The 24,233-nt window shown below is 74.2% G+C and carries 18 protein-coding genes; 12 read left to right on the top strand and 6 right to left on the bottom strand.

Going from position 1 to position 24,233, the window contains the following annotated elements; all coding sequences use genetic code 11:
- Positions 1–50: 50 nt before the first annotated feature.
- Positions 51–1,010 (top strand): pirin family protein, encoded by a 960-nt coding sequence (locus tag ACFC0B_RS29275; RefSeq protein ID WP_376092241.1) that lies wholly within the window; start codon positions 51–53, stop codon positions 1,008–1,010.
- A gap of 8 nt (positions 1,011–1,018) precedes the next feature.
- Here the strand turns inward: ACFC0B_RS29275 and ACFC0B_RS29280 are convergent, their stop codons facing one another.
- From ACFC0B_RS29280 to ACFC0B_RS29295, 4 genes are all read right to left on the bottom strand, one after another.
- Positions 1,019–1,228: a hypothetical protein gene (locus ACFC0B_RS29280; protein ID WP_376092244.1), complete on the bottom strand. Its 210-nt coding sequence runs from the start codon at positions 1,226–1,228 to the stop codon at positions 1,019–1,021.
- Between the two features lie 181 nt (positions 1,229–1,409).
- Positions 1,410–3,149 (bottom strand): hypothetical protein, encoded by a 1,740-nt coding sequence (locus ACFC0B_RS29285; protein ID WP_376092247.1) that lies wholly within the window; start codon positions 3,147–3,149, stop codon positions 1,410–1,412.
- A 218-nt stretch (positions 3,150–3,367) separates the two neighbouring features.
- Positions 3,368–4,030 (bottom strand): hypothetical protein, encoded by a 663-nt coding sequence (locus ACFC0B_RS29290; RefSeq protein WP_376092250.1) that lies wholly within the window; start codon positions 4,028–4,030, stop codon positions 3,368–3,370.
- Positions 4,027–4,587 (bottom strand): sigma factor-like helix-turn-helix DNA-binding protein, encoded by a 561-nt coding sequence (locus ACFC0B_RS29295; protein ID WP_376092253.1) that lies wholly within the window; start codon positions 4,585–4,587, stop codon positions 4,027–4,029. Before ACFC0B_RS29295 ends, ACFC0B_RS29290 begins: the two co-directional genes overlap by 4 nt.
- 425 nt (positions 4,588–5,012) lie before the next feature.
- On the opposite strand from ACFC0B_RS29295, the gene ACFC0B_RS29300 reads away from it, so the two are divergent.
- The 3 genes from ACFC0B_RS29300 to ACFC0B_RS29310 all read left to right on the top strand — a co-directional run bounded on the left by ACFC0B_RS29300 (position 5,013) and on the right by ACFC0B_RS29310 (position 8,095).
- Positions 5,013–5,828, top strand: a complete 816-nt coding sequence (locus tag ACFC0B_RS29300; RefSeq protein WP_376092256.1) for an SAM-dependent methyltransferase — start codon at positions 5,013–5,015, stop codon at positions 5,826–5,828.
- 66 nt (positions 5,829–5,894) lie between these two features.
- On the top strand, positions 5,895–6,851 hold the full coding sequence (locus ACFC0B_RS29305; RefSeq protein WP_376092259.1) for a Gfo/Idh/MocA family protein: 957 nt from the start codon (positions 5,895–5,897) through the stop codon (positions 6,849–6,851).
- A gap of 242 nt (positions 6,852–7,093) precedes the next feature.
- Positions 7,094–8,095: a substrate-binding domain-containing protein gene (locus ACFC0B_RS29310; RefSeq protein WP_376092262.1), complete on the top strand. Its 1,002-nt coding sequence runs from the start codon at positions 7,094–7,096 to the stop codon at positions 8,093–8,095.
- A 74-nt stretch (positions 8,096–8,169) separates the two neighbouring features.
- On the opposite strand, the gene ACFC0B_RS29315 is transcribed toward ACFC0B_RS29310, so the two are convergent.
- Positions 8,170–10,521, bottom strand: coding sequence for a collagenase (locus ACFC0B_RS29315; RefSeq protein ID WP_376092265.1), 2,352 nt, complete (start codon positions 10,519–10,521; stop codon positions 8,170–8,172).
- Between the two features lie 381 nt (positions 10,522–10,902).
- On the opposite strand from ACFC0B_RS29315, the gene ACFC0B_RS29320 reads away from it, so the two are divergent.
- From ACFC0B_RS29320 to ACFC0B_RS29350, 7 genes are all read left to right on the top strand, one after another.
- On the top strand, positions 10,903–12,063 hold the full coding sequence (locus ACFC0B_RS29320; RefSeq protein WP_376092268.1) for an aminotransferase class V-fold PLP-dependent enzyme: 1,161 nt from the start codon (positions 10,903–10,905) through the stop codon (positions 12,061–12,063).
- An 81-nt stretch (positions 12,064–12,144) separates the two neighbouring features.
- The gene (locus ACFC0B_RS29325) at positions 12,145–13,488 is read left to right on the top strand and encodes an ABC transporter substrate-binding protein (protein ID WP_376092271.1); all 1,344 of its coding nucleotides are present in this window, start codon (positions 12,145–12,147) and stop codon (positions 13,486–13,488) included.
- Positions 13,485–14,423, top strand: a complete 939-nt coding sequence (locus ACFC0B_RS29330; RefSeq protein WP_376092274.1) for a carbohydrate ABC transporter permease — start codon at positions 13,485–13,487, stop codon at positions 14,421–14,423. Before ACFC0B_RS29325 ends, ACFC0B_RS29330 begins: the two co-directional genes overlap by 4 nt.
- A complete protein-coding gene (locus ACFC0B_RS29335; RefSeq protein ID WP_376092277.1) occupies positions 14,420–15,295 on the top strand; it encodes a carbohydrate ABC transporter permease in 876 nt (291 codons plus the stop codon). The genes ACFC0B_RS29330 and ACFC0B_RS29335 overlap by 4 nt, the downstream gene beginning before the upstream one ends.
- 8 nt (positions 15,296–15,303) lie before the next feature.
- The gene (locus tag ACFC0B_RS29340) at positions 15,304–17,088 is read left to right on the top strand and encodes a glycoside hydrolase family 36 protein (protein WP_376092280.1); all 1,785 of its coding nucleotides are present in this window, start codon (positions 15,304–15,306) and stop codon (positions 17,086–17,088) included.
- 29 nt (positions 17,089–17,117) lie between these two features.
- Positions 17,118–18,161 (top strand): LacI family DNA-binding transcriptional regulator, encoded by a 1,044-nt coding sequence (locus tag ACFC0B_RS29345; protein ID WP_376092283.1) that lies wholly within the window; start codon positions 17,118–17,120, stop codon positions 18,159–18,161.
- 165 nt (positions 18,162–18,326) lie between these two features.
- Complete coding sequence (locus ACFC0B_RS29350) at positions 18,327–19,565, top strand: styrene monooxygenase/indole monooxygenase family protein (RefSeq protein ID WP_376092285.1); 1,239 nt, start codon at positions 18,327–18,329, stop codon at positions 19,563–19,565.
- Between the two features lie 28 nt (positions 19,566–19,593).
- Here the strand turns inward: ACFC0B_RS29350 and ACFC0B_RS29355 are convergent, their stop codons facing one another.
- The gene (locus tag ACFC0B_RS29355) at positions 19,594–22,467 is read right to left on the bottom strand and encodes a hypothetical protein (RefSeq protein ID WP_376092288.1); all 2,874 of its coding nucleotides are present in this window, start codon (positions 22,465–22,467) and stop codon (positions 19,594–19,596) included.
- 230 nt (positions 22,468–22,697) lie between these two features.
- Here ACFC0B_RS29355 and ACFC0B_RS29360 point away from each other — a divergent pair, with 230 nt between their 5' ends.
- The gene (locus ACFC0B_RS29360) at positions 22,698–24,149 is read left to right on the top strand and encodes a WGR domain-containing protein (RefSeq protein ID WP_376092291.1); all 1,452 of its coding nucleotides are present in this window, start codon (positions 22,698–22,700) and stop codon (positions 24,147–24,149) included.
- Positions 24,150–24,233: the final 84 nt, after the last annotated feature.

The raw sequence follows: 24,233 nt of genomic DNA on the forward strand, positions 1-24,233 counted from the left end.
CGGCGGTCCGTACTCCTTCCCGGTCCCCTGCACACGGCGGTGACCGCCCCATGAGCAACCTCGACGTCAGGCCCGCCCCGACCACCTGCGGAGGCGAGGCCGACCGCGGTCCGGTCCGCGACCTGCTGCCCGCCCGTCAGGTCCGGCTGGGCGAGAGCACGATGGTGCGCCGCCTGCTGCCGAGCCTGGGCCGGCGGATGGTGGGGGCGTGGTGCTTCGTGGACCACTACGGTCCGGACGACATCGCGGACGAGCCGGGCATGCAGGTCCCGCCGCACCCGCACATGGGCCTGCAGACGGTCAGCTGGCTGCACGCGGGAGAGGTGCTGCACCGCGACAGCCTCGGCAGCCTGCAGACCGTGCGCCCGCGCGAGCTGGGCCTGATGACCTCCGGCCGCGCGATCTCCCACAGCGAGGAGTCCCCCCGCCCGCACGCCCGCCTCCTGCACGGCGCCCAGCTCTGGGTCGCCCTGCCCGACACCCACCGCCACCGCGAACCCGCCTTCGAACACCACCCCGACCTGCCCACCGTCACCGCCCCGGGCCTGACCGCCACCGTCATCCTCGGCACCCTCGACGGCACCACCTCCCCCGGCACCACCCACACCCCCCTCGTCGGCGCCGACCTCACCCTCACCGCCGGCACCGACCTGCGCCTGCCCCTCGACCCCGACTTCGAGTACGCCGTCCTCACCATGTCCGGCACCCTCACCGCCGACACCGTCCCCCTCGCCCCCGGCGCCATGCTCTACCTCGGCACCGGCCGCCGCACCCTCCCCCTCCACGCCACCACCGACGCCACCTTCCTCCTCCTCGGCGGCGAACCCTTCGCCGAGAAACTCGTCATGTGGTGGAACTTCATCGGCCGCACCGGCGACGAGATCCTCCAGGCCCGCACCGACTGGGAAGCCGGCACCCGCTTCGGCGAGGTCCACGGCTACGACGGCACCCGCCTGAGCGCCCCGGCCCTCCCCGACATCCCCCTGAAGGCCCGGGGGCGGGAGCGCTGAGGAATCGTTCAACCGCGCAGCAACAGGGCCGTACCCACGGAGGAGAGCGCGGCCGGCTCCGCGTTCCCCTCGTAGCAGAAGTGCAGTTCCCGTCGCGCCCGGGTCGCCAACACGTAACCGCCCTCGGCCTGCGGGAAGGACACCTCGTCTACGCCGAGGGAAGCGCGCCGCACGCCGCCCACCGGGTGCGGCACGCCGGCGTCGTCATCCACCAGCACGCGCTGGACCTCGATCGGGAGCCGGCCGACCTGCTCGGTGAGATCCGTTCCCTGGCCCGGCGGGTGAGTCCGGGCGTGTCGGTGTGATCACGGGCGGAACAGCCGCCAGGGGGTGGCGAGGCCCGTCGGTCGGACAGGAACGCCGGAGGTGGTGGACTCGCGCGCATCGACGGGGCGCGCCCTACGCGGTCTCGTCCGCCGTGCGCGCCGTGCCCGCCGTCACGGATGCGAGGTGCCTCCGTCGGAGCCGGTCGCGTTCGACGTCGGGGATCGTCATCGACTCGGCGAGCACGGCGGCGAGCGCGTCCACGTGGGCGTTGTCCATGTCGGGGTGGAAGAGCCACCGGAGGTTGTCGTCGCGGGTGATGAGGTCGATCGCCGAGCGCCCGCCGCTGCCCTGTGCGGTCGCCACACGGACGTACCGGACCTGCTCGACCGGGATGTCCTGACGGATCTCGCCCTGCCCGAGGAAAGCGTTCGTCCTGGCGATGAGGATGCGGTGATTCGTGACGGCGACAAGGGACGTCGGCGCGGCCTTGTCCCTCGCGGCCGCCAGCTTCTCCTTGGCCCCGCCGAGAATCGCGGAGACCGGACCGAGGGCGTCGGACTGGTCGAGGAGGGCGAGGACCCGCAGCGTCTCGCCGCCTTCGAGGAACCACTGCAGGATGCGGAGGTAGGGTTCCAGGTCCGAAGAAGCGGGTGCGCAGACGATGTCCGGAGCCTCCAGCGGCGGGGCCGGCGGACGGAGGGCATCGGCGAGCGGCACGATCGCCTCCAGCAGCCGGGCGGAGATCTCGCGGGCGGCCTTCGAGTCCTTCCGCTTCCCCAGCAGCGACTGTGACAGCGTCTCGCGTCCGGGGAGCTCGGCGATGGTCCTCAGCTCGCGCGTCAGCGAGTGGACGAGGTCCGCCGTCCCGAAGAGGACGGAGTCGAGCACCGCGCGGGTGTCGCGCGCGATGACATCGACGTACCGCGCCTCGACGGCGTCCTCGCGGCCCGCGGTGCTCGCCCTCCCGGCGCGCAGGGCCTGGTACCCGGTCCATGCCTTGAGGGAGGAGAGGAGGGCGTGGGCGTCGAAGACGATCGCCTCGGCGTTCGACTGGAGGTACTCACGGCGGTGCGGTGCGTCGGCCCGATCGATCTGTGCGACGTGGCCGTGGACGTTGCGCCGGTACAGGTCGAGCTGCTTCTCCAGTGCCGCTCCACTGCCCGCGACGTCGTCCCACAAGGAGGTCGGGACCGATTCCAGCTCGCGCGCCTGGTCGAGCGCGCGGTCGACGACGGAGACGAGGCCGGCCAGCTCGGCCCACTGCGCGTGGCGGACGGCGGTGAGGACCTGGCTCGTCAGCGCGATGTTGGTGCGGACGAGGCCCGTGACCTCGCTCAGCTGCATCTGGAGGGCGACCATGGCCAGCGCCGGCCCGATCGAGGCCGCGCCCGACGCCAGACCCAGCTCGGCCACCGGGACGAAGCGGGCCTGGGCGATGATGCGACCGTTGGCGAACACCGCTCCGAGGTTCGCGCCGTCCTTGACAGCCAGCGTCGCGCCGGCCGTCAGCAGGCCCTGGGTCGCGCCGGTGACCCGGTAGAGCCCCTGGGCGCCGGCGGAGGCACTCCGGACGGCGCCGGCCAGCGTCGCCGCGTTGCCGATCGAGCCGAGCACGGTGGAGATCCGTATGCGGTCGGCGGCCGGGACGATCCCGAAGTCGATCAGACCGGGCTTGAGCACCTCCGGGACGTCACCGAGGACGACAGCGATCCCCGGAAGCACCTCCACGAAGACCGTCGACACCGCCGTGGAGTCCGCGGAGTCGACGTCCGCCTCGGTCGCCGGGTCGTCACCAGTACGCGAGTCGGTGCCGTGGCCCCGGCCGCCCTCCTCGGGATCGGCGATCTCCATCGAGTCCGACGAGTCCTGCATGCGATGTCCCTCCCGCTGGAGCACAACGGCCGGACACCGGCGCGCGCGACTGCCCAGGTCTACGGCCCGACGCCCCGCGGTTCAGGGCGTTCGACGCCGGGCAAACTCTACCGACCACGCGACACCTGCCGAGCGGGTGCGACGAGCCGCCGCTTCCACGCGACCGGACCGCCGGGCCCCGGGCCGCCACCGCCGGGAAGTCCGAGGCGGCGCGGGGGTCAGGGCTCGCGGGTGAGGTCGCGGACGAGGGTGGCGCTGGGTTGGGGGAGTTCGCCGTACTCGGGGTCGTCGCCGGCGACGGGGAGTTGGTGGATGACGGCCGCGAGGCGGGGGGGCAGCTTCACGTCGAGGCCGTAGTGGCAGCGGGCGAGGATGTCGGTGAGCACCTTGGCCGGCAGCAGGGCGCGGGTGGATCCCAGGACGCGCTGGGGGGCGCGGGGGGTGGCGGCGAGGGCTTCGGCCTGCTGGCGCCAGACCTCCGCGTCCAGGAACTCCCCGAGGCTGCGGTGCAGCAGGCTCAGGAACGAGGCGGAGGTGTAGGAGCCGCCGCCGGCCGCGAACTGCCACCAGAACTGGGCGCCGTCGCGGTGGCCCGCGACGTAGAGCAGCGCGCCGAGGACGAGGGCGCCCTCGGGGTGGATCTGCTCGCCGTCGACGAGCAGGGCCAGGGAGGCCGCGGCGGACGGCATCGCGAGGACCAGGGAGGCGGCGAGGTCGAGTTCGTGGGCCGCCTGCCGGTGGTCGGAGGAGAGCGGGTTCGGGGCGGCCAGCAGCCGGTCCCAGGAGACGCCGGCTCCGCCGGGCTGCGGCCGCGGGGCCCGGGCGGGCAGGTGGACGCCGGTCATGTTCGGGTGCAGGGCCCGGTCGTGTTCGGTGGTCACCGGCCCGCTCCCCGGCGTCCGCCGAGCGACGCGGCCAGCCGGTCGAGGGCCTGGCTCACGGTCGAGCGCACGTTGGCCTGGGTCGTCCCCAGGTAGTCGGCGATCTGCTCGTCCGACAGGTCGAGCAGGTACCGCAGCACGATCACGTCGTGGCGCCGCTCGGACAGTCGCCGCAGCGCGGCGTACAGCTGCTCGTTGCCGCCCTGGGTCTCCATCAGGTGCTGCGCCCGCTCGGCGGCGAGCCGCACCGAGTGGACCCACCCGGGGACGTTCGGCTGGGTGGGCAGCGGCTCGCCGTTCATCATCATGCCCGCCAGGGAGGCGCCGATCTCCTCCTTGAGGATCGCCCAGGCGTGGGACGGCGGGATCTTCGCGCGCAGGATGCGGGTCCACTCCTCCCAGACGCGGACCTTGGCGAGCTCCACCACCGTGTGGGCGGCGGCTTCGTCGCGGAGGCGCGCGCGGGCGAACCCGATCCAGGCCTTCTCGTGCGTGTCGCAGAACGCGTCGAACGTCAGGCGGTCCCGGTCGCCGACCACCCAGTCGCTCTCGGTCACGTCCCATTCCTCCCCCGCGGCGCCCCAGTCGGTCGCCGCCCGGCGCAGGCCGCCGACTGCGGGGAGCCCGCGGTCGTGCGGCGGTCACAGCGGGAACTCGCGTCCCCGGTAGGAACATTAAGGCGTATTAGGTGCCGAGATGTTAAGGCGAGGCAAAGGGTTTCAAGATCAGACAGAACGAGTGGCGGATGGAGAGGGGATTCTGCTCGAAGACGGTCAGGATCGGCTGCCATATGATCTGTTCCGGTCGTGCTCCTGCGCGGTCGCGTCCCCGCCGGTGGTGGCCCTTGATTGGCCGTTCGGGCGTGTGGGCATAGTGGATGGGGCCGCGCCAGGGGTTCGCCACCCGTTCGCCACGGAGGCGCGGACGCCGATCAGTCCTGTCCCGAGCGGGGGCGGGCCGATGACCTACCAGGGGGAGACACATGACGGACGGCGACGCCCGGATCGACGACGTGGAGGTCAACCTCGACATCCACCTCGCGCACTCGGCGCGGATGTACGACTACTACCTCGGCGGCACCACCAACTTCCCCGCCGACCGCGAGGCCGCCGGACGGGCCCTGGCGGTCTTCCCCTACGCCCCGACCGCCGCGCGGGCCAACCGCGCCTTCATGCGCCGGTCGACGCGCCTGCTCGCCGAGGCCGGCGTCCGGCAGTTCCTCGACATCGGCACCGGCATCCCCACCTCGCCGAACCTGCACGAGATCGCGCAGTCGGTCGCGCCGGACGCCAAGGTCGTCTACGCCGACAACGACCCGATCGTGCTGCTCCACGCCCAGGCGCTGCTGCGCGGCACCGAGGAGGGCGTCACCGCCTACGTCCAGGCCGATGTGCGCGAGCCCGGCGACCTCCTGGACGCGGCCCGCTCGATCCTGGACTTCAGCCGGCCGATAGCGCTCAGCATGAACGCGCTGCTGCACTTCGTGCCGAGCGACGCCCACCGGATCACCGAGGGCCTCAAGGCGCAGCTGCCCAGCGGCTCCGCGCTGGTGATCAGCCACGTCACCCCCGACTTCGCGCCGGAGGAGACCGCCCGGCTCATCCAGGTCTACACCGCCGCCGGAACCCCTGTCGCCGCCTGCACCCGCGACGAGGTCGCCCGGTTCTTCACGGGGTGGGACATCATGGAACCGGGCGTCGTCGCCACTCCGCGCTGGCACCCGGAACTCGCCCATGACACCGAACAGATCACGGACGCGGAGGCCTCCTGCTACGGAGCCGTCGCCATCCGCCCCTGAGCCGTGCCGCCAGTCTGGCACGGTCGGAGCCCGGATGTTCAAGCCCACGGAAGAGGAACGGATCGGATGACTGAACCGGTACGCGTCGGCCTGGTCGGGCTCGGCATCATCGCGGAGACCCACCTCGCGGTCCTGGCCGAACGGGACGACGTGGAGCTGGAGTTCACCGTCGACCCGCGGCCGGTCGGGCCGGTCGGCTTCCGGTCCGCCGCGCCGCCGCACCACGACGGCCTCGCCCGGGCGCTCGACGCGCACCGGCCGGACCTGATCGTCCTCGCCACCCCGACGGCCACCCACGCCGACCTGGTGACCGAGGCGCTCCTCCGCTCGGACGCCAGGGTGCTGGTGGAGAAGCCGCTCGTCCACGACCTCGCCCCGCTCGCGGCGCTGCGGGAGCTGGACGGGAAGGCCGACGTCCGGGGCCGGCTGTTCACCGCCCACCACTTCGCGTTCTCGCCGGAGGTCGACTGGGCGGCGGAGCTGCTCGCCGCGCACCCCGAGTGGGGGCCGGTGACGGCCGTCACCTCGGCGTTCTACGACCCGTACGCCCAGCGCCTGCCCGCGGCCTTCGCCTCGTACGGGTCCAGCTGGACGGACTCGGGTGTGAACCAGCTGAGCATGATCACCCGCTTCGTCGACGAGCTCACCGCGCTCACCTCCGTCCAGCAGGCGGACGGCGGCGCGAGCGCCTGGTGCACCGTGGACTTCCGCTCGCGGGGCGCGGTGGGCACGGCGCGGCTGCGCAGCAGCTGGATGACCGGATCCAGCAGCAAGGAGAGCAGCCTGGTGTTCGGCCGGTCCGGGGTGGAGGTCTGGATCGACCACACGGCCATGACCGGATTCGCGGCCCGCGGCGGCGAGTTGCTCGCGGCCTTCGGCAACGACGGCCGCACCCCGCGCAAGGTGGCCCACTACCGCCCGCTCTACGCGAGCCTGCTCTCCGCCCGCCCCGACCGCGTCCTCGGCTTCGACGCGGCCGCGACGATCACCGAGATCCACCGGGCGGCCCCCGCGGCCGGGTGACCGGGGGAAGAACTCTTGGGGGGCGGGGTGTCGCCGGGGCCGGATGCTGGCTGGTCGGAGGATTCAACCTGGCCGTAAACACGGCGGGTTGAAGGTCGAGCGGCGTTGTCGCGGGGTGGCCGGGTGGTGAAGATGGGCGCACCTCCGGCCGGTGGGGCCGGGTGGGTGATGCCCGGGAGGGATCTTCGATGCGTTCGACGGCGGCCCGTGTGATGACGGGTCTTGCGGCTGCGGTGTGTGCGGTGGGGGTGCTGGCGCCGGCGGCGGTGGCCGATCCGCCGATCGGGGTGGTGCCGGCCGCCATCGACCTGGTGGGGGTCGGGGCGGACACCACCCAGGGATTCATGAACCAGACGTCCAACGACTACGACGCCACCGTCATGCCCGGGCAGCCGCGGCTCTTCAGCTGGGACGCGACCGGGCCCAGCCCGATCACTCCCAAGACCGGATCGACGTCCATCGCCCGCCCCGACGGCACCCTGGCCGGGTTCAGCGCGCTGGGGCTCTACACCGCCTCGACCGTGGACTACCTCCGCTCCGCGCGCCAGCCGGTGACCGACCTCAACCCCCAGCCGTACCTCTTCGTGCCGTTCGCGCGCGACGCGGTCACCTGGGCGGCCAAGGCCGGCGGCCACGCGCCGGCCAACCTGAGCACCAACCAGCTCAGGAGCATCTACCAGTGCACCGCCACCACCTGGAGCCAGCTCGACCCGTCGTGGATCAACACCACCATCAAGCCGGTGCTCCCGCAGCTGAACTCGGACACCCGGGCGGCGTTCCTGAAGGCGATCGGCGGGGGTACGGCGGTGACCCCGGGCGCCTGCGTGACCTCCGGTCCGCGCAACGACCGCGGCACCGACCCGCTGCTCAACGACGACGACGTGGTGTTCCCGTACTCGGTCGGCGTCTACGTCGACCAAGTGTACCGCGGCCACGGCACCGCGGTGGAGTCGCCCGGCCCGCTCACCGTCCGCGCCGTCAACGCGATCGCCTCCCTCGACAGCGCGACGAACAGCATCAACCCCGCCTTCGCCGCCACCGTTTACGGCCGCGTGCTGTGGCACGGCTTCCGCACTGCCGAGTACACCGCCACCACCGCCCGCGGCATCGCGCTGCGCAAGGTCTTCGGCACCGCCTCCTCGTCCGGCTGGATCTGCGGCCACCCGGCCGTGATCACCGGCTACGGCTTCCTCACGGTGCCCACCTGCGGCACCAGTGCCTACGCCACGGGCATCAGCCCCTGAACCCGGCGGGCGCGCCGCCCGCGGGAGGACCGGGCCGGTGGGGGTCGGCTCGGTTCCCCCGCGGGAGGGCGCGGTCAGCGGCGGAGCGGACCCTCGCAGGTGTAGTCGGCGGTGCCGGCCTGGCCGGTGGGCCAGACGTCGACCTTGCCGAACCAGCAGTTCATGTCGGCGAGGTTGTTGGCGGCCGTACCGGCGCGGGTGAGCAGGTAGTAGTCGACGGTGTCGGCCATCGACTCGCGGATCCGGCCGGAGTCCAGGGAGTTGTTGAGGTTGGCGGTGATCCGGCCGGTGCAGGTGAAGCGCATGGAGTTGTTCCAGTCCGCGTTGTCCTTGCAGACCGGGGCGTTCTGGGTGGCGCGGGCGAAGGCGTCCTGCACCTCGGAGGCGTAGGCGAAGCGGAGGCCGCCGTTCGGGGTGAAGCCGGTGTCCGGCACGTAGAGGTCGTCGGCGCGCGGGATCTCGGCGTCGAGGTAGGCGGTGTACGCGCGCTGGAGGCCCTCGTCCTTGCCGAGGCGGTCGCGCCAGGCGTTGTAGCCGTCGAGGTCGTCGGCCCGCAGCAGGCGGTACATCTCGGCGAGCTGGTCGGGGCGCTGCTCGCCGAGCAGGTTGAAGAGGGTGGCCGCGTACGGGTAGACGCGGAAGCCCAGGGAGCGCTGGGCGTGCAGGATCTGGTCGACGGTCAGGCGCGGCTTGCCGTCGCGCTTGTCCCAGCTGATCTGGCGGACCATGTACTTGCGGGCCTTGACGCCGTCCTTGGCGGTGGCGCCGGCGAAGTACTCGGCGGTGCCCTCGTTCATGGCGAAGGTGGTGTCGGCCGGCCAGCGCTCGGTGTAGCCGCTCTCCGGGATGGCCCAGCGGGCGTTCAGGTAGTGGGTGTACTCGTGCCGGAAGAGCTCCTCCAGGCTGAAGTACGACTCGTCGGAGGTGCGCTGGTAGGTGTAGAAGGTGGAGTTCTCCTCGATGAACATGCCGCCGTTCTCGACGTCGCTGATCCCGAACAGCAGGTACTGCAGCCACTTGTAGTTGGTCTTGGTGTCGTACAGCTGCACGGTGAGGACGGGGTGGGTGTCGTCGGCGAGCGGCTGGTCGGTGCCGATGGTGCGGAAGAACTGGCCCTTGACCTGCTTGGTGGCGTAGTAGAGCTGGTCGGCGGTGGCCTTGTCGAGGGCGGTGCGGATGACCAGGGTGCCGTTGTCGTAGCTGAAGGTGTTCGGGAAGTAGTGCCGGATCAGGTCGGCCCGGCAGGCCTCGTACGGCTGGCAGAGGCCGAAGTCGTTCACCGGGACGGCCACGTTGAGCCACGGGCGGCTGAGCCGGCCGAAGTTGTTCCGGAGGGTGGTGATGATCCCGCCGACCTCGGCCTTCATCTCGGGCTTGAGCGCCTCGACGGTGGCGAGGCGGGCGTACTCGTTCATGGCGTCGCCGACGGCCCACTCGGTCTCGGTGCCCTTGAGGTGGGTGTAGGTGGCGAAGTCGCGGATGGCGTGGCGGTAGCCCGGGTTGGCGGCGGCGTCGGTCCGGAACTTGCCGCCGTCCTCGCTGGCGTTGTTGACGCCCTGGAAGTTGATCTGGAGCGCGCTCTGCAGGGCCCAGTTCCAGCCGCGGCTGCCGATGTACGGGCTGGCGGCGTCGGTGTACTGGCGCAGCACCCGCTCGGTGAGCGCGAGGCGGCCGGGGCGCAGCTTGGGGGCGGTGGAGGTCTGGAGCAGCTCGCCCATGGCGTAGCCGGCGGCCTCGGTGGGGTCGAAGGCCCGGGGGTTGGCGGTGTGGGCCGCGATCGCGTCCTCGACCGCCGTCATGGTGGTGTCGTCGTTGATGTCGAGTTCGGTGTGGTCGAAGTCGAACAGGACGGCGACGTGCAGGAAGTACCAGAGCTCCTGCTGGTTGAGGTTGTTGGCGCTGTCGAAGCCCGGTGCGAGGGCGGTGATCCGCTCGGCGACGGAGCGCACGTGGGCCGGGGTGATGACCTTGGCGAGCTCGGGGCTCCAGTTGCGCAGCAGCGGGAGCAGACAGCCCTCATAGGTGTGCGACCGGTCGGCGAGGAAGTCGGCCAGGGCGCTCGGGGAGAGGGCCGCGAATTCGGCGAGGGAGCAGGTCGCACCGGCGGCGAGTGGGGTCGGCGCCGTGGTCGCGGTGAGGTCGGACGGGTCGGCGACCGGCTGCCCGGCGGTCGTCGTCGGCTGGCGGGCCTCGCTGCCCGGCGCGCCCTCCGGGCCGGGGAGGCCTGCGGTGGACGCCCCGTGCGCGACGTCGCCCGTCGGGCCGGCCGGGTGGCGGGCGGCCTCGCCGAAGGTGGACGAGGCGGCGGACGCCGCGGCGACGGGGCCCGGTGCGGCGGCCTGGGCGCTCTGGACGAGCGGGGCCGCGAGGGTGGCGGCGAGGGCCGCCGAGAGCAGGACTGTGCGCAGACGTGGGGTTGCTGACACCAGTTCTCCAGTGAGGGTGTGGAGGTACGCGACACTGGGCGCGGTACGGGCCGAGGGCGTGGGGGAGTGCCAGGACCGCTGAGCCGCGCGGGAGTTGGGTGTGCGGCGGGAACGGCGTGGGTAGTCTCGATCCCGTCATCAGTAAAATAGTAATGTCAAATTGCATTACGCAAGAGGCCTTCGGTCGGACATCTGGCGGGCATCGAGGAGGTGTCGGCCGTGGATAACGAGAGGGTCTCGACCGGGCCGTTCCGGCCGCAGAGGTCTTGACGCGGACTCAACCAGAGGCGTTTGCTGGCTCCCGCTCGTTCGGTGTTGATCGGTTCTGTTTGTTTGTGTGTGATTTGAACGTTCAAATCGCCCCAAAGGTGGGGGAGAGTCATGCGTGATTACCTGGCGCAGTTCGCCGAGCCGTTCGGCTACCTGGACTTCGCCCGGTTCGGGCCGGTGTCGGAGGTGGTCCGCCGGGTGCTCGTCCGCGAGGCGGACCGGCTGCACCGCCGTGGCTGGGCCGCGCTCGACCGTCTCGACGCGGAGGCGGTGACCGCCGCCGCGACGGCGGGTGAGCTGCTCGGCTGCGCGCCCCGCGAGGTGGCCTTCGTGAGCTCCACCTCGCACGGCCTCTTCGCCGCCGCCCACGCGTTCGGTCGCGGGTCCGGCGACCCGGACGGCGCCGTGCTGGTGGCGCGGACCGACTTCCCCGGCGCCCTCTACCCGTGGCTGCGCGCCGCCGAGAACGGCGGCCTGGCGGTGCGTCAGCTCGACGGCCCGCTCACCGTCGACACCGTCCGCGCCCACCTCGACGACCGGGTGCGCGCCGTCGCGGTCTGCGCGGTGGACGCCGCCACCGGCTTCCGGGCGCCGCTGGCCGGCCTCAAGGAGCTGATCGGCCCGGACCGGGTGCTGGTGGTGGACGCCGTCCAGGCCCTGGGCGCCGTCGACCTCGCCGCCGACGCGGCCGACGTGCTCGCCGCCGGCGGCCAGAAGTGGCTGCGGGCCGGCTGGGGCGCGGCCGTGCTGATGGTCCGCGACCGGGTCGCCGAACGGCTCGCGCCCGGGCTCGGCGGCTGGTCCGGCGTCCTCGACCCGATCGAGGCCCCCGCCCACCCGTGCCCGCCCCGCCCCGGCGCCGTCGCCCACACCCTCACCAACCCGGACGGCCCCGCCGTCGCCGCCCTGGGTGCGGCGCTCGCCCTGGTGCGGGACGCCGGTGCCGACCGGATCGAGGCCCGGATCGGCGAGGTGCTCGGCGGGCTGCTCGCCGCCGCCCGCGCGGCCGGCGCCGAGACCGTCGGCGGGCCGGACGGGCTGCGCGGGCCGTTCGGGTCCGACGGTCCGGCGGCCGCCAGTGGCATCGGCCGGCTGCGGCTGCCGGGCGCCGACCCCGCGGCCGTCCACGCCGCGCTCACCGCCGCCGGCCTCGCCACCACCCTGCGCGGCGGCTGGATCCGGCTGTCGCCGCACGCCAGCACCGACCCCGAGACCGCCGAGCCGCTCGCCGAGGCGCTCGGCCGCGTCCGGCGGGGCGTCCGCGCCGCCTGAGCGGACGCCCCGCCCCGCCCCTCCCCGCACCGCCCGCCAGCACGTCCCGTCAGCCCTTCACCCCCCTCGGAAAGGCATGCCATGTCACACCTCACCCGCCGCGATCTGTTGCGCGCCTCCGGCGCCGGCCTGCTGGCCCTGACCACGGGCGGAGCCCTCTCCGCCTGCGGCGGCTCCGACGGCGCCGGCTCCTCCGGCGGGGACGCCGCCACCGGCACCGTCACCGTCTGGTCCTGGACCAACGCGGCCGAAGCCCTGCGCGGCGTGGTCCCCGCCTTCGAGAAGGACAACCCCGGCATCAAGGTCGACGTCCAGGACGTCGGCAACCCGGCCATCTGGGACAAGATCACCGTCGGTCTGGCGGCCGGCGGCCAGGGCCTCGCCGACGTGCTGCACATCGGCTGCGACTACCTGCCCGGCTACCTGGAGAAGTTCCCCAACGGCTTCGCCGACCTCTCCGCCCTCGGCGCCGACGCCCACAAGGACAAGTTCACCCCCGGCCTGTGGCCGGTCGTCACCGACAAGGCCGGACGAGCCCGGGCCCTGCCCTGGGAGGTGAACGCCCAGGGCTTCTTCTACCGCAAGGACATGTTCGACAAGGCCAACCTCGACCCGACCACCTTCGCGACCTGGGACGACGTGATCGCCGCGGCCGACGCCTTCAAGGCCGCCAACCCCGGCGTCGGCCTGGTCGGCCTCAACCGCACCGGCACTCCCGGCCCCGACGTGGACTTCCTGCAGGCCCTGATGCAGCAGCAGGGCGCGTTCTTCTTCGACCTCCAGGGCGACATCACCCTCACCTCGCCCGAGTGCGTCCGCGCCCTCACCGTCGTCAAGCGCCTCAACGACGCCGGCCTCGTCCTGGAGACCCCCGGCTCCACCGTCTGGCGCGCCCAGATGAAGGACAGCAAGCTCGGCGCCGGCCCGCAGCCCTCCTGGGCGGCGCACTTCATCGAGACCAAGTTCCCCGACCTCAGCGGCAACTGGCGGCTCACCCGGCCCCCGGCCGTCACCCCCGGCGGCAAGCGCACCGCGCTGGTCAACTCCACCCACCTCGCCGTCTCCGCCTCCAGCCCGCGCCGCGCCGCCGCCTGGAAGTTCGTCGAGTACGCGCTCACCCGGGTCGACGCCGTCAACGCCATGTTCAAGGCCGGCAGCGTCTTCCCCGCGCTCACCGCCGCCTACCAGGACCCGGTCTACAGCGAGCCGAGCGCCTACTACGGCGGCCAGCCGGTCCTGAAGACCTTCACCGAACTGCTCGCCGAGGGCGGCGACGCCACCAACTACTCCGGCGACTTCGCCCGCGCGCTCAAGCTCGTCAGCGACGCCCAGAGCAAGGTGCTCACCAAGGGCGCCGACCCGGCCGAGGCGCTCCAGGAGGCCGCCAAGCAGCTGGCCCAGCAGACCGGGCGCAAGCTCAAGTGACGTCCGCCGTCCCCTCGGTGGCCGACCGGACCCCGCTCGCGAGCACGCCGCTCCCGAACGCCAGGGTCCGCCGCGCCCGGCTGCGCCGCCGGGCCGTGCCCTACCTGCTGCTCGCGCCCGCACTGGTCCTGTTCGGCGTCTTCAAGGCCTACCCCATCGTCTCCTCGATGCTGCTGTCGCTGACCGGCGGCACCGGCAATGCCACCCACGGCGCCGACCTCGCCAACTACCGGCGGCTGCTGGACGATCCGCTGTTCTGGACGGCGCTCCGCAACACCGGCCGGATCCTCGTCGTGCAGGTCCCGGTGATGCTCGCGCTGGCCCTGCTGCTGGCGGTCGGCCTCAACGCGGCCCTGGTCCGCTGGCGCACCGTGTGGCGGCTCGGCGTCTTCATGCCCTCCGTCACCGGCCTGGTCGCCACCGGCGTGCTGTTCTCGTTCCTGCTCAACACCGACAACGGCGCCGTCAACAAGGCGCTCGCCGCGATCGGCCTGCCCGCCGTCAACTGGTTCGGCAGCGGCTTCTGGTCCCAGATGGCCATCGTCCTCGTCCTGACCTGGCACTACACCGGCTACAACGCCGTCATCTACCTGGCGGGCCTGCAGGGCATCCCCAAGGAGCTGTACGAGGCCGCGATGGTCGACGGCGCCGGACCGGTGCGCCGGTTCCTCTCGGTCACCCTGCCCGCGCTGCGGCCGGTGCTGCTGTTCACCGTGGTGCTCTCCACCATCGGCACCCTCCAGTTGTTCGACGAGCCGTACGTCCTGACCCGCGGCGGCCCCGACAACGCGACCCTCACCGTGTCCATGTACCTGTACGACAACGGCTTCCGCTACTTCGACTTCGGCTACGCCTCCGCCATCGCCTACGCGCTCACCCTGCTGGTCGCGGTGCTCGGCGCGGTCCAGATGCGCCTGATGGGAGAACGCGAATGACGACCGCCGCCCCTGCCGCGCCGGTCACGCCCGCCGCCCCCGCGGGCCGGCGCCGCCGGCTGCGCGGCTGGCCGATGACCCTGCTGCTCGCCGGCGTCGCCGGCCTGTCCGTCGCCCCCTTCTACTGGCTGGTGGTCGCCGCCACCCACAGCGACACCGAGATCTTCGACTGGCCGCCCCACCTGCTGCCCGGCTCCCACCTCGGCGAGAACCTCCGGCACCTCCAGGACCGGGTGGGCATCGGCCGGGTCGTGCTCAACTCGCTCCTGGTGTCCGGGATCCAGACCGTCGGCGCGCTCGTCGTGGCACTGCTGGCCGGCTACGCCTTCGCCAAGTTCCGGTTCCGCGGCCGCACGGTGCTGTTCGCCGTCCTGCTGTCCACGCTGGTCGTGCCGGACCAGGTGATGCTCGTCCCGCTGTTCAAGATGATGATGTCCTTCGGCCTGCTCGACAGCTACCAGGGCCTGATCCTGCCCGGCCTGTGCGTGCCGTTCGCCATCTTCCTGATGCGCCAGGCGCTGGCGAGCATGCCCGACGAACTGCTCGACGCCGCCCGGGTCGACGGCGCAGGAGAGATCCGGGTGCTGTTCGGCGTCGTCGTGCCGGTCATGCGGCCGGTGCTCGCCGCACTGGGGATCTTCCTGTTCCTCGGCTCGTGGAACAACTTCGTCTGGCCGCTGATCGCCCTGCGCACCCCCGAGATGCACACCCTGCCGGTCGCGCTCGCGACCCTCCAGGGCATGAAGGCCAACACCGACTACGGCCTGATCCTCGCCGGAACCGCGCTGTCCACCCTGCCGATGATGATCCTCTTCCTGGTCCTCCAACGGCAGTTCATCTCCGGCCTGCTGGCCGGCGCCACGAAAGGCTGAACCGAACCATGACGGAGAACGCCGAAGGCACAGCGGCCGCGGAGATCTGGGAGCCGCACGCCGCCGCCACCACCGCCCGCCCGCGCCCGCTCGCCGTGCCCGGCCTCGCCGCCGGCCGGCTGGAACTGCTGGCCACGGGCACCGCGAGCGTGCGCACCGTCGCCGCCGACGTCGTCGAGGTGACCGCCGAGGCGGGTGCCGAGGACGCCGACCGCGACGGCCCGGGGGACGTCCGGATCGAATGGCGCCTCCCCTGCACCGACGTCACCTCGTTCTGGACCCCCGAACCGCGCGGCACCGGCTGGCTGCCCGCCGCCTGGAGCGCCCCGCGCCGCACCACCCTCTCCCGCGGCGCCCCCGTCGCCGCCCTGGTCGGCACCGGCGACACCACGCGCTGCGCGTTCGCCGCCGACCGCGAGGACGCCCTGGCGAGCGCCGGCGTCGTCGAGGAGAGCGGGGAGTTCCGCTTCTGGGTCCAGGCCGCCGGACACCTCACCGTCCGCATCGACACCTCCGGCCGGCACTTCGCCCAGAGCCTCGCCGACCTCGCCGACTGGTGGGCCGACCGGGCCGACCGCCCGTCGCACGTCCCCGACGCCGCCCGCCTGCCCGCCTACTCCACCTGGTACGCGCTGCACCAGGACATCACCCCCGAGGCCGTCGAGCGGCAGGCCGCCCTCGGCAAGGACCTCGGCCTCGACACGATCATCGTGGACGACGGCTGGATGACCACCGACCGCACCCGCGGCTACGCCCACTGCGGCGACTGGGAACCCCGCTCGCTGCCCGACACCGCCGCCCACGTCGCCCGCGTCCACGACCTCGGCGTGCGCTACCTCCTCTGGTACGCCCTGCCGTTCATCGGCAAGGACAGCGCCGCCTGGGACGCCCTCTCCCCGTACGCGCTCGCCGACGCCGGCCACCTCGGCGCCGTCGTCGTCGACCCCCGCTACCCGCAGGTCCGCGCCCACCTCGCCGACCGGCTCGCCCGCGCCGCCGAGGAGTGGGGCATGGACGGGCTGAAGGTCGACTTCGTCGACTGGTTCGGCGTCCAGGACCCGCCCGCCCCCGGCCCCGAGGCCGACTGCGCCACCGTCGACGAGGGCGTGCGCCTGCTGCTCGGCGAGATCCGCCGCCGGGTCGACGCGGCGTGCCCCGAGGCGATGATCGAACACCGCCAGCCCTACGTCAGCCCCGGCCTGTGGCCCTACGCCACCATGGTCCGGGCCACCGACTGCCCGCTCAGCCCGCACGAGAACCGCCAGCGCATCGTCGACACCCGGCTGATCGCCGGGCCGCTCGCCGTCCACTCCGACATGCTGATGTGGCACCCGGCCGAACCGGCCGAACAGGTCGCCTGCCACCTGATCAACGTCCTGTTCGGCGTGCCGCAGATCTCCGTCGACCTCGCCGCGCAGACCGCCGGGCAGCGGGAGGCGCTCGCCTTCTGGCTGGGCGTCGCCCGCGCCCACCTCGACACCCTGCAGCTCGGCGCGCTGCGTCCGGCCCGGCCGGACCTCGGCTACCCGATGGTGACGGCGGTCGGGGACGGCGAGGTGATCACCGGCCGCTACGCGGCGCTGCCGGTGGCGGCCGCGGGCCAGTGGCGTAGCCTGCTGGTCGCCAACGCCGACGCCGACCCGGACGTCCGCCTGGCCGGCGGGCACGGCACGGCCGAGGCCACCGTCCAGGACGCCCGCGGCCGGACCGTCGGCACCTCGACCGTCGACCTCGACGGCGGGGCCACCGTCCACGTCCCCCGGGGCGGCCTGCTGACCCTCCGCCGGGTCTGAGCGGCCCCGCCCCCGTCCGAGGAGCGCCGATGACCACCCCGGGACCGCGTCCGGCCCGCCGCGCCACCACCGTCGCGGACGTCGCCCGCGCGGCCGGGGTGTCCCGGCAGACCGTCTCCAACACGCTCAACGCCCCGCACCGCGTCCACCCGGACACCCTCGCTCGGGTCATCGCCGCCGTCGACCGGCTCGGCTACCGGCCCGACCAGTCCGCCCGGTCGCTGCGCACCGGCGAGCGCCGCACCCTCGGCTACCTCGCCCCGGTCGACGACCCGCACGACCCCAACCCGCTGATGGCCGGCTTCCTCGAAGCCCTGGTCGACGCCGCCGGTGCCGAGGGCCACCACGTGCTGCTCCTGCGCCCGGCGGCGGGGGAGCGGTACGTCCGGGCGGCGATCGACGCGGTGGCGGCGGCCCGCCAGGTCGACGGGCTGGTCCTCGCCGACGTCCTGCCCGACGACGTCCGCGCCGCGCACGCCGCCCGCCTCGGCATCCCCTTCGCCGCCTTCGGCCGCACCGGCCCCGACCTCCCGCCGCACTGGGTCGACATCGACAACCGGGCCGCCACCGCCGACGCCGCCCGCCACCTCGCCGAACGAGGCCACCGCCGGGTCGCCTTCGTCGGCGCCCCCGCGTCCCTGCCCTGGCTGGCCGCCCGCCGCGAGGGCTTCCACCGCGAGGCCGCCCGGCTCGGCCTCACCCTCGTCACCCCGCCCGCCGACGGCGACCTCCGCGCCCTGCTGCGCTCCCCCGACCGGCCCACCGCCCTCGCCGCCGACAACGACCTCGCCGCCCTCGACATCTACGAGGCCGCCCGCACCGAGGGCCTCCACATCGGCCGGGACCTCGCCGTCACCGGTTTCCACGACACCCCCCTCGCCCGCCACCTCCGCCCGCCCCTCACCTCCCTGCGCCTCCCGCTCCGCCCCATCGCCACCGCCCTGGTCACCCGCCTCCTCGCCCAGGTCCGCGGCGAACCCGCCCCCGCGGAGGGCCTCGAACTGCGCGCGGAACTGATCGTCCGCCCCAGCTCGTCCGACCACCACCACCACCAGCTGCCGCCGCCCGCCTGAGGGAGCCGGCCCGCGGTTGGCCGGGGGGGTGCGAGGTGGGTGCGGCGGGTCGTCCTTCCGGTTGCTGCCGCCCGTCCGGGCGGGGGTCGGCAGGTGGTGCCGTGTGCGGTGCGGGGGTAGAACTGATCCTTCGTCAATTATCGACGGCAGGTCGGAGGGTGTGCTGTGCGGCGGATCGCGGTGGTCGGGGCGGGGCAGGCGGGGTTGCAGGTGGCGTTGGGGTTGCTGGGGGCGGGCGGGTACGAGGTCACGGTGGTGGCGGCGCGGACGCCGGCGCAGGTGCGGGGCGGGGCGGTGATGTCGACGCAGGCGATGTTCGGGCCGGCCTTGCGGGTGGAGCGGGCGGCGGGGCTGGACCTGTGGGAGGGGGAGGCCCCGGGGGTGCGGTCGGTGGACGCGGTGCTGGTGCCCGAACCCGGGGTGCGGGCCCTGGAGTTCACCATGACGCTGGACGAGCCGGCGCAGTCGGTGGACCAGCGGCTGAAGATGGCGCGCTGGTTGGAGCTGGTGGAGGAGCGCGGCGGGCGGGTGGAGTACCGGGAGCTGGACCTCGCCGGGCTGCGGGAGCTGGCGGCGGCCAACGAGCTGACGCTGGTCGCGGCGGGCCGGGGCGAACTGGCCGGGATCTTCGAACGGGACGCCGCCCGTTCGCCGTTCGAGGCTCCGCAGCGGCGGCTGGCGGCGCTGTACGCGCACGGGGTGGGGGCGCCCGATCCGGCGGCCGCGCCGCGGGCGCGGATGCACGCGGTGCCCGGGGTGGGGGAGTTGTACCTGCAGCCGGCGCTGACGCTGTCGGGACCCTGCGACATCCTGCTCTGGGAGGCCGTGCCGGGGAGCCCGTTCGACTGCTTCGGGGACCGGCCCGGCGGCGTGGAGCAGCTGCGCAGGATGCGGGAGTCGATGGCCGAGTACCTGCCCTGGGAAGCGGAGCTGTGGGCCGGGGCCGAGCCCACCGACCCCGGCGGTTCGCTGTACGGCGCGCTGACGCCGGTGGTGCGGCGGCCGGTGGCGGACCTGGGAGGCGGGGTGGCCGTGTGGGGGATCGGGGACGCCGTCGTGGTGAACGATCCGATCACCGGGCAGGGCGCGAACGGCGCCGCGCGGGCGGCCGACGCGTATCTGCGGGCGATCGTCGAGCGCGGCGACGGGCCGTTCACCGCGGCGTGGATGGCCGGGGTCTTCGAGGAGTTCTGGGAGCGGCACGCCCGCCACGGTGTGGAGCTGACGGCGGCGCTGCTGACGATGCCCGACCACCTCCAGGCGGTGTTCGCGGCCGCCGCCGAGCACGAGGCGGTGGCCCGGCGGCTCGCCAACACCTACGCCGAGCCCGCCGATCACGCCGCCTGGCTGGCCACCCCCGAACTGACCGGCGCCTATCTGGCCTCGGTGGACGCCCGGACGTAGCCGGCCCGCCCGCGCGGACCGGCCGCCGTCAGGGCGCGTCGCCGACCCGGAGGTCGGTGGTGACCTGGCGGCGGCCGGTCAGCAGGGCCTCGGCGAGCACGCCGGCGGTGACCAGGGCGGTGAGGGCGAGGGCCGGCGCCAGGACGGCGGCGGGGTGGAGCGGCAGGCCCGGCGGTACGCGGGTGCCGATCAGGGCCGACAGGTCGAGGGCCGGACCGAGCAGGGCGACGGCGGCGAGGGAGGCGAGGACGCCGCCGGCCGCCGCGAGGAGGGTCTGCGGCAGGGCCTCGACCAGGATGAGCGCCAGCCCCTGGCGCGGGCGCAGGCCCATGGTGCGCAGCCGGGCGAGGGCGGCGGCGCGGTCGGGGGCGGCGCGCAGCAGGGTGAGCAGGGCGGCGATCAGGGCGAACACGCCCGCGCCGGCGGTGGTGGCCCGGAAGACCCGGAGGGCGGCGCGCTGGAGCGGGTCGTCGGCGAGGGCGGCCGTGAGCGCGTCGGAGGCGGTCAGCAGGTAGCCGTCCGGGATGTCCTCGGGCCGCGGGCCGACGACCGGGACACCGGTGAGCCGGGCGGTGTCGGCGAGCAGCGGGTGCACCGGCTGGTCGTGCAGCAGGCGCCGGACGGCCGTCTCGTCGATGTCGCCGACGGCGAACCAGTGGCCGTGGTCGCGTAGTTCGGGCAGCCGGGCGCCGGCGGGGCCGGCCGGGAGGACGATGAACGGGTGGGTGGAGTCGCGCAGGGCCGGGGTGGCGTCGACGGTGCCCGCGTACTGGGCGCGCAGTTCGCCGGTGCTGGTGAGGTAGATCCGTTCGGCCCCGGCCCGGCCGCCGAGCTGCTCGACGAGTCCGCGGGAGTAGAGGGCGGGGACGGGGATGTCGCGCCCGTCCGGCCAGGCCGGGCCGTCGGGGGCGGCGAGCTGCGCCGGGTCGAAGGCGCCGCGGCCGACGGAGCGGGAGATCTCGGCGTAGGCCGCCGGGTCGACGACGAGCAGGCTGATGGTGAGGTGGCGTTGGCCGGGGCGCAGCACGGCCGCGTCGGTGAGCAGGGTGACGGCGGTGGCGGCCCGCACGCCCGGCAGCCGGCCGGCCGCCTCGGTGAAGGCGGACGCCAGTCCGAAGCCCTTGGGGGCGCTCACCATGACGTCGCCGCCGGTGGCGAGCGCGGACTCGCGGGTGCGGCCGGCGTCGACCGCGGCGGTCACATCGGCGCCGAATCCGGCCGTGGTGACGGCGAGCAGCAGCGCGAGCGCCGGCAGGACGGCGGGGCGCGGGCGGCCGCCGGTGCCGCGCGCGGCACCGGCGAGCCCGAGGAAGCCGACCGTGCCGCGCCGCCGGCCGACCGCCCGGGCGAGGGCGCCGAGCAGCGGCGGTTGGAGCCGGGCGAGCAGCAGGCCGGTGCCGAGGGCGATCAGCAGCGGGGCGGCGACGAGCAGCGGGTCGATCCCGGCGCCGGGCGGGGCGGCGCCGCGTCGGCGGACCTCGACCACGGCGGCGGCGGTGACGGCGAGCAGGGCGAGTTCGCCGACCACCCGGCGCGCGCCGCGGCTGCGCGCGCCCCTGCGGGCCCCCGCGCGCGGGCTGAGCAGCAGCAGCGCCCTGGCCGGGAAGGCGAGCAGGGCGAAGGCGGTGGCCGCGGTCCCGGCGAGCAGGGCGGGGCCCCAGCGGGGGGTGGGCAGCAGCAGGAGGGCGAGGAGGGTCCCGAGCGCGGCGCCGGGCAGGACGAGTGTCGCGCCCTCGCCGAGCAGCCACCGCAGCACGCCCCGGCGGGAGCCGCCGCGGGCCTGGAGCAGCAGGAGTTCGGGGCCGCGCCGGTCGGCGGCCAGCGCGGCGGCCAGGCAGAGGACGACCACGACGACGCCGGCCAGCCCGGCCGGGCCGAGCGCCGCCAGTGGCGCGGCGGCGTCCCGGCGGGCGGTGGCCAGGGCGAACAGTTCGGGCAGGGAGGAGAAGGTGCGCAGATCGGGGCGGCCGGTCTCGGCGGCGAGCCGGGCGGCGGTGGGGCCGGTCAGGTGGCTCGCGAGCTCCCGTTCGGCCTGCGGCAGCCGGTCGGCGCGCAGCGAGTCCGGGTCGACCGGCAGCCGCCAGTAGAGCTGTCCGCCGTCCGCCCAGGTGAGCAGCCGGGGCAGGTCGTCGCCGCTGGTCAGGCCGGTGGCCTCCCACCAGCGCTTCCACTCGAAGGTGTCGGGGATCCGCAGGCACGGCCGGTCGAGGCAGGAGACGTCCGTCCAGTACGGGTCGGCCTCGTCCCGGACCCGGAAGGTGCCGACCACCTCCGTCCCCGGGGAGGGCGGGAGGCGGGGGAGCGGTTCCGGGGAGAGGACGTCGCCGACCCGGATGTCGAGCTTCTCGGCGGTGTCCTGCGACACCACGATCTGCAGCGGCCGGTCGGCGGGGGAGGCGGCCGGCCACCGGCCCTCGGTCAGGGTGGCGTGCTCGGCGAGCCGGGCGAGGTAGCGCAACCGGAGTCTCGGGTCGGGGCCGTCGGGCCTGGACAGCTGCGGGTCGGTGAGGGTCCGCGGCTGGGCGGTCCGCACGCCGTACACCGGTCCGCTCGCCGAGACGCGGAACTCCCCGTCGGCGGCGGCCGTCAACCGCTCGGCGACGGCGTCCAGTCGGGCGGCGGTGTCGTCCGGGCGGAGCTCGGCGTGGGTGACCAGGCTGGTCGCGTCGATGCCGCGGTCGCGCAGGAAGTCGCGCAGGGCGGCGTCCTCGCCGCGGTCGACGCCCCGGGGCAGTCCGGTCGAGAGCAGCACGACGGTGAACACCAGGACGGCGTTCAGCAGCGCCGTCCAGGGCGCGGCCCGCAGCCGGGTGCGCACCCAGCGGGCGGGCCGGTGGCCGCGCTGCTTGGCCGGTGCGGCGGGCGGCGTGGCGGGGGCGGCGGGTGGCGCCAGGTCCTGCATCCGTCGGCTCCCCCCGGCCCCGGTGCCTGGTGACCGGATAGCGGACGATGCTGTCAGAGCGGTGCCCGCGGGGGAAGGTCCGTTCGGGCAGACTCCGCGCACCCCCGGCCCGGTCGGACCGCTGTCGGTGCGGGCGGCTAGGTTCTGAGGTGTCGCCGGGCGCCTCGACGCGAAGCCGCCCGCCGCGTCATCCCCACCACGTCACGCCGTGCCCGGAAGGGGCCCACGCCATGTCAGCCACCGCCACCGACGAGCAGTCGACCTACCTGGAGCTGTCCGAGGACAGCGGCAGCGCGCACAAGTTCTACGAGGTCCGGGTCAGCGGGGCGGAGGTCACCATCACCTACGGGCGGATCGGCGAGGGCGGCCAGACCAAGACCACCGGCTACCCCTCGCCGGAGAAGGCCGCGTCGGCCGCGGCCAAGAAGATCGGCGAGAAGGTCCGCAAGGGCTACGCCCCTGCCGTGCGCGGGGTGCGGCAGCCCCGGGCGGTGACGCGACGGGCGATCGTCAGCACCCGTTCGACGGCCCGGCAGGCGCCGGTGCTGTGGCGGTTCCGCTCCGGCGCGGCGGCCTTCGGCATCTTCGTCGGCGAGGAGCACGCCTGGGTCGGCAACGAGAGCGGCGACGTCTACACGCTCACCCACGACGGCGTGGTGACCGGCCGCTTCGGCCTGCCCGACGGCGTCAAGTGCATCGTCGCCGACGACTGGTGGATCTACGCGGGCTGCGACGACGGCAAGGTGTACGACCTGGGCGGCAAGGTGCCGCGGGTGGCGTACGAGATAGCCGAGGACGTCGACATCTACTGGCTGGACATCCACGACGGCGTGCTCGGCGTGGCCGACGCGCGCGGCGGGATCACCACCGTCGACCACGAGGACGAGTTCCAGTGGCGCCGCAAGGCCGAGGGCACCGACGGCTGGATGGTGCGCTGCGACAGCGACGGCGTCTACCACGGCCACTCCCGCGGGGTGGCCCGGTACGCGGCGCGCGGCGGCGCGCCGGTCTGGCACACCGCCACCGACGGCGCGGTGCTGTTCGGCTGGCAGGAGCGTGAGGAGGTGTTCGCCGGCACCTCGCGCGGCTCGGTGCACCGGCTGCGCAAGGCGGACGGCTCCGAGGTGGCCCGCTACCGCTGCGACGCCGCGGTGTTCTCCTGCGCGGCCTCGGCCGACGGCCGCTACGTGTTCGCGGGCGACAACCACTCCTCGGTGTACTGCTTCGCGGCCGACGGCACCCGGCTGTGGAAGCTCGGCACCGGCTGTGGCTCGGCGTACAGCATGCAGTACCGCGACGGCCGGCTCTACCTGGTGACCACGGACGGCTCGCTGGTCTGCCTGGACGCGAGCGAGGAGGCGGTGCGGGCGGCCGAGGAGGGCCGGCTGCCGCAGGCCGCCGAGGTGGACGGCAGCGGCTGGACGGCGGCGGTGGCCGGCGCCGAGATCGAGTCGGTGGCCGTCGGCTCGGCGGGCGCGGCGGGCGGCATCGAGGTGGAGTGCGTGCAGGACGGCACCCGGCTGCGGGTGCGGGTGGTGTCGCCGGGCTTCGACGCGACCCGCCGGGTGCAGTTCCCGAAGGACATCCGGGTGCCGGGGGCGCGCTACCTGGTGGCGGAGGTCCTGGAGTCCGGCAGCGGCTCGTTCTACCGCGCGCGGGGGGACATCAAGCGGCTGCTCTGAGTTCCCCTGACGGACGCTCCGTCCACGTCTGATGACCGTTGACAGCCCGGAGCGGGCCTCGGTGTAATGCGGGGGCAATGCGCA

The sequence above is a fragment of the Kitasatospora sp. NPDC056184 genome (assembly GCF_042268405.1).
Taxonomy (GTDB): domain Bacteria; phylum Actinomycetota; class Actinomycetes; order Streptomycetales; family Streptomycetaceae; genus Kitasatospora.

What these genes read in the sequence shown, in the direction of transcription:
- ACFC0B_RS29275 (WP_376092241.1), top strand. Translation starts at nt 51, where the DNA reads ATGAGCAACCTCGACGTCAGGCCCGCCCCGACCACCTGCGGAGGCGAG.
- ACFC0B_RS29285 (WP_376092247.1), bottom strand. Translation starts at nt 3,149, where the DNA reads ATGCAGGACTCGTCGGACTCGATGGAGATCGCCGATCCCGAGGAGGGC.
- ACFC0B_RS29300 (WP_376092256.1), top strand. Translation starts at nt 5,013, where the DNA reads ATGACGGACGGCGACGCCCGGATCGACGACGTGGAGGTCAACCTCGAC.
- ACFC0B_RS29305 (WP_376092259.1), top strand. Translation starts at nt 5,895, where the DNA reads ATGACTGAACCGGTACGCGTCGGCCTGGTCGGGCTCGGCATCATCGCG.
- ACFC0B_RS29320 (WP_376092268.1), top strand. Translation starts at nt 10,903, where the DNA reads ATGCGTGATTACCTGGCGCAGTTCGCCGAGCCGTTCGGCTACCTGGAC.
- ACFC0B_RS29325 (WP_376092271.1), top strand. Translation starts at nt 12,145, where the DNA reads ATGTCACACCTCACCCGCCGCGATCTGTTGCGCGCCTCCGGCGCCGGC.
- ACFC0B_RS29335 (WP_376092277.1), top strand. Translation starts at nt 14,420, where the DNA reads ATGACGACCGCCGCCCCTGCCGCGCCGGTCACGCCCGCCGCCCCCGCG.
- ACFC0B_RS29340 (WP_376092280.1), top strand. Translation starts at nt 15,304, where the DNA reads ATGACGGAGAACGCCGAAGGCACAGCGGCCGCGGAGATCTGGGAGCCG.
- ACFC0B_RS29345 (WP_376092283.1), top strand. Translation starts at nt 17,118, where the DNA reads ATGACCACCCCGGGACCGCGTCCGGCCCGCCGCGCCACCACCGTCGCG.
- ACFC0B_RS29355 (WP_376092288.1), bottom strand. Translation starts at nt 22,467, where the DNA reads ATGCAGGACCTGGCGCCACCCGCCGCCCCCGCCACGCCGCCCGCCGCA.
- ACFC0B_RS29360 (WP_376092291.1), top strand. Translation starts at nt 22,698, where the DNA reads ATGTCAGCCACCGCCACCGACGAGCAGTCGACCTACCTGGAGCTGTCC.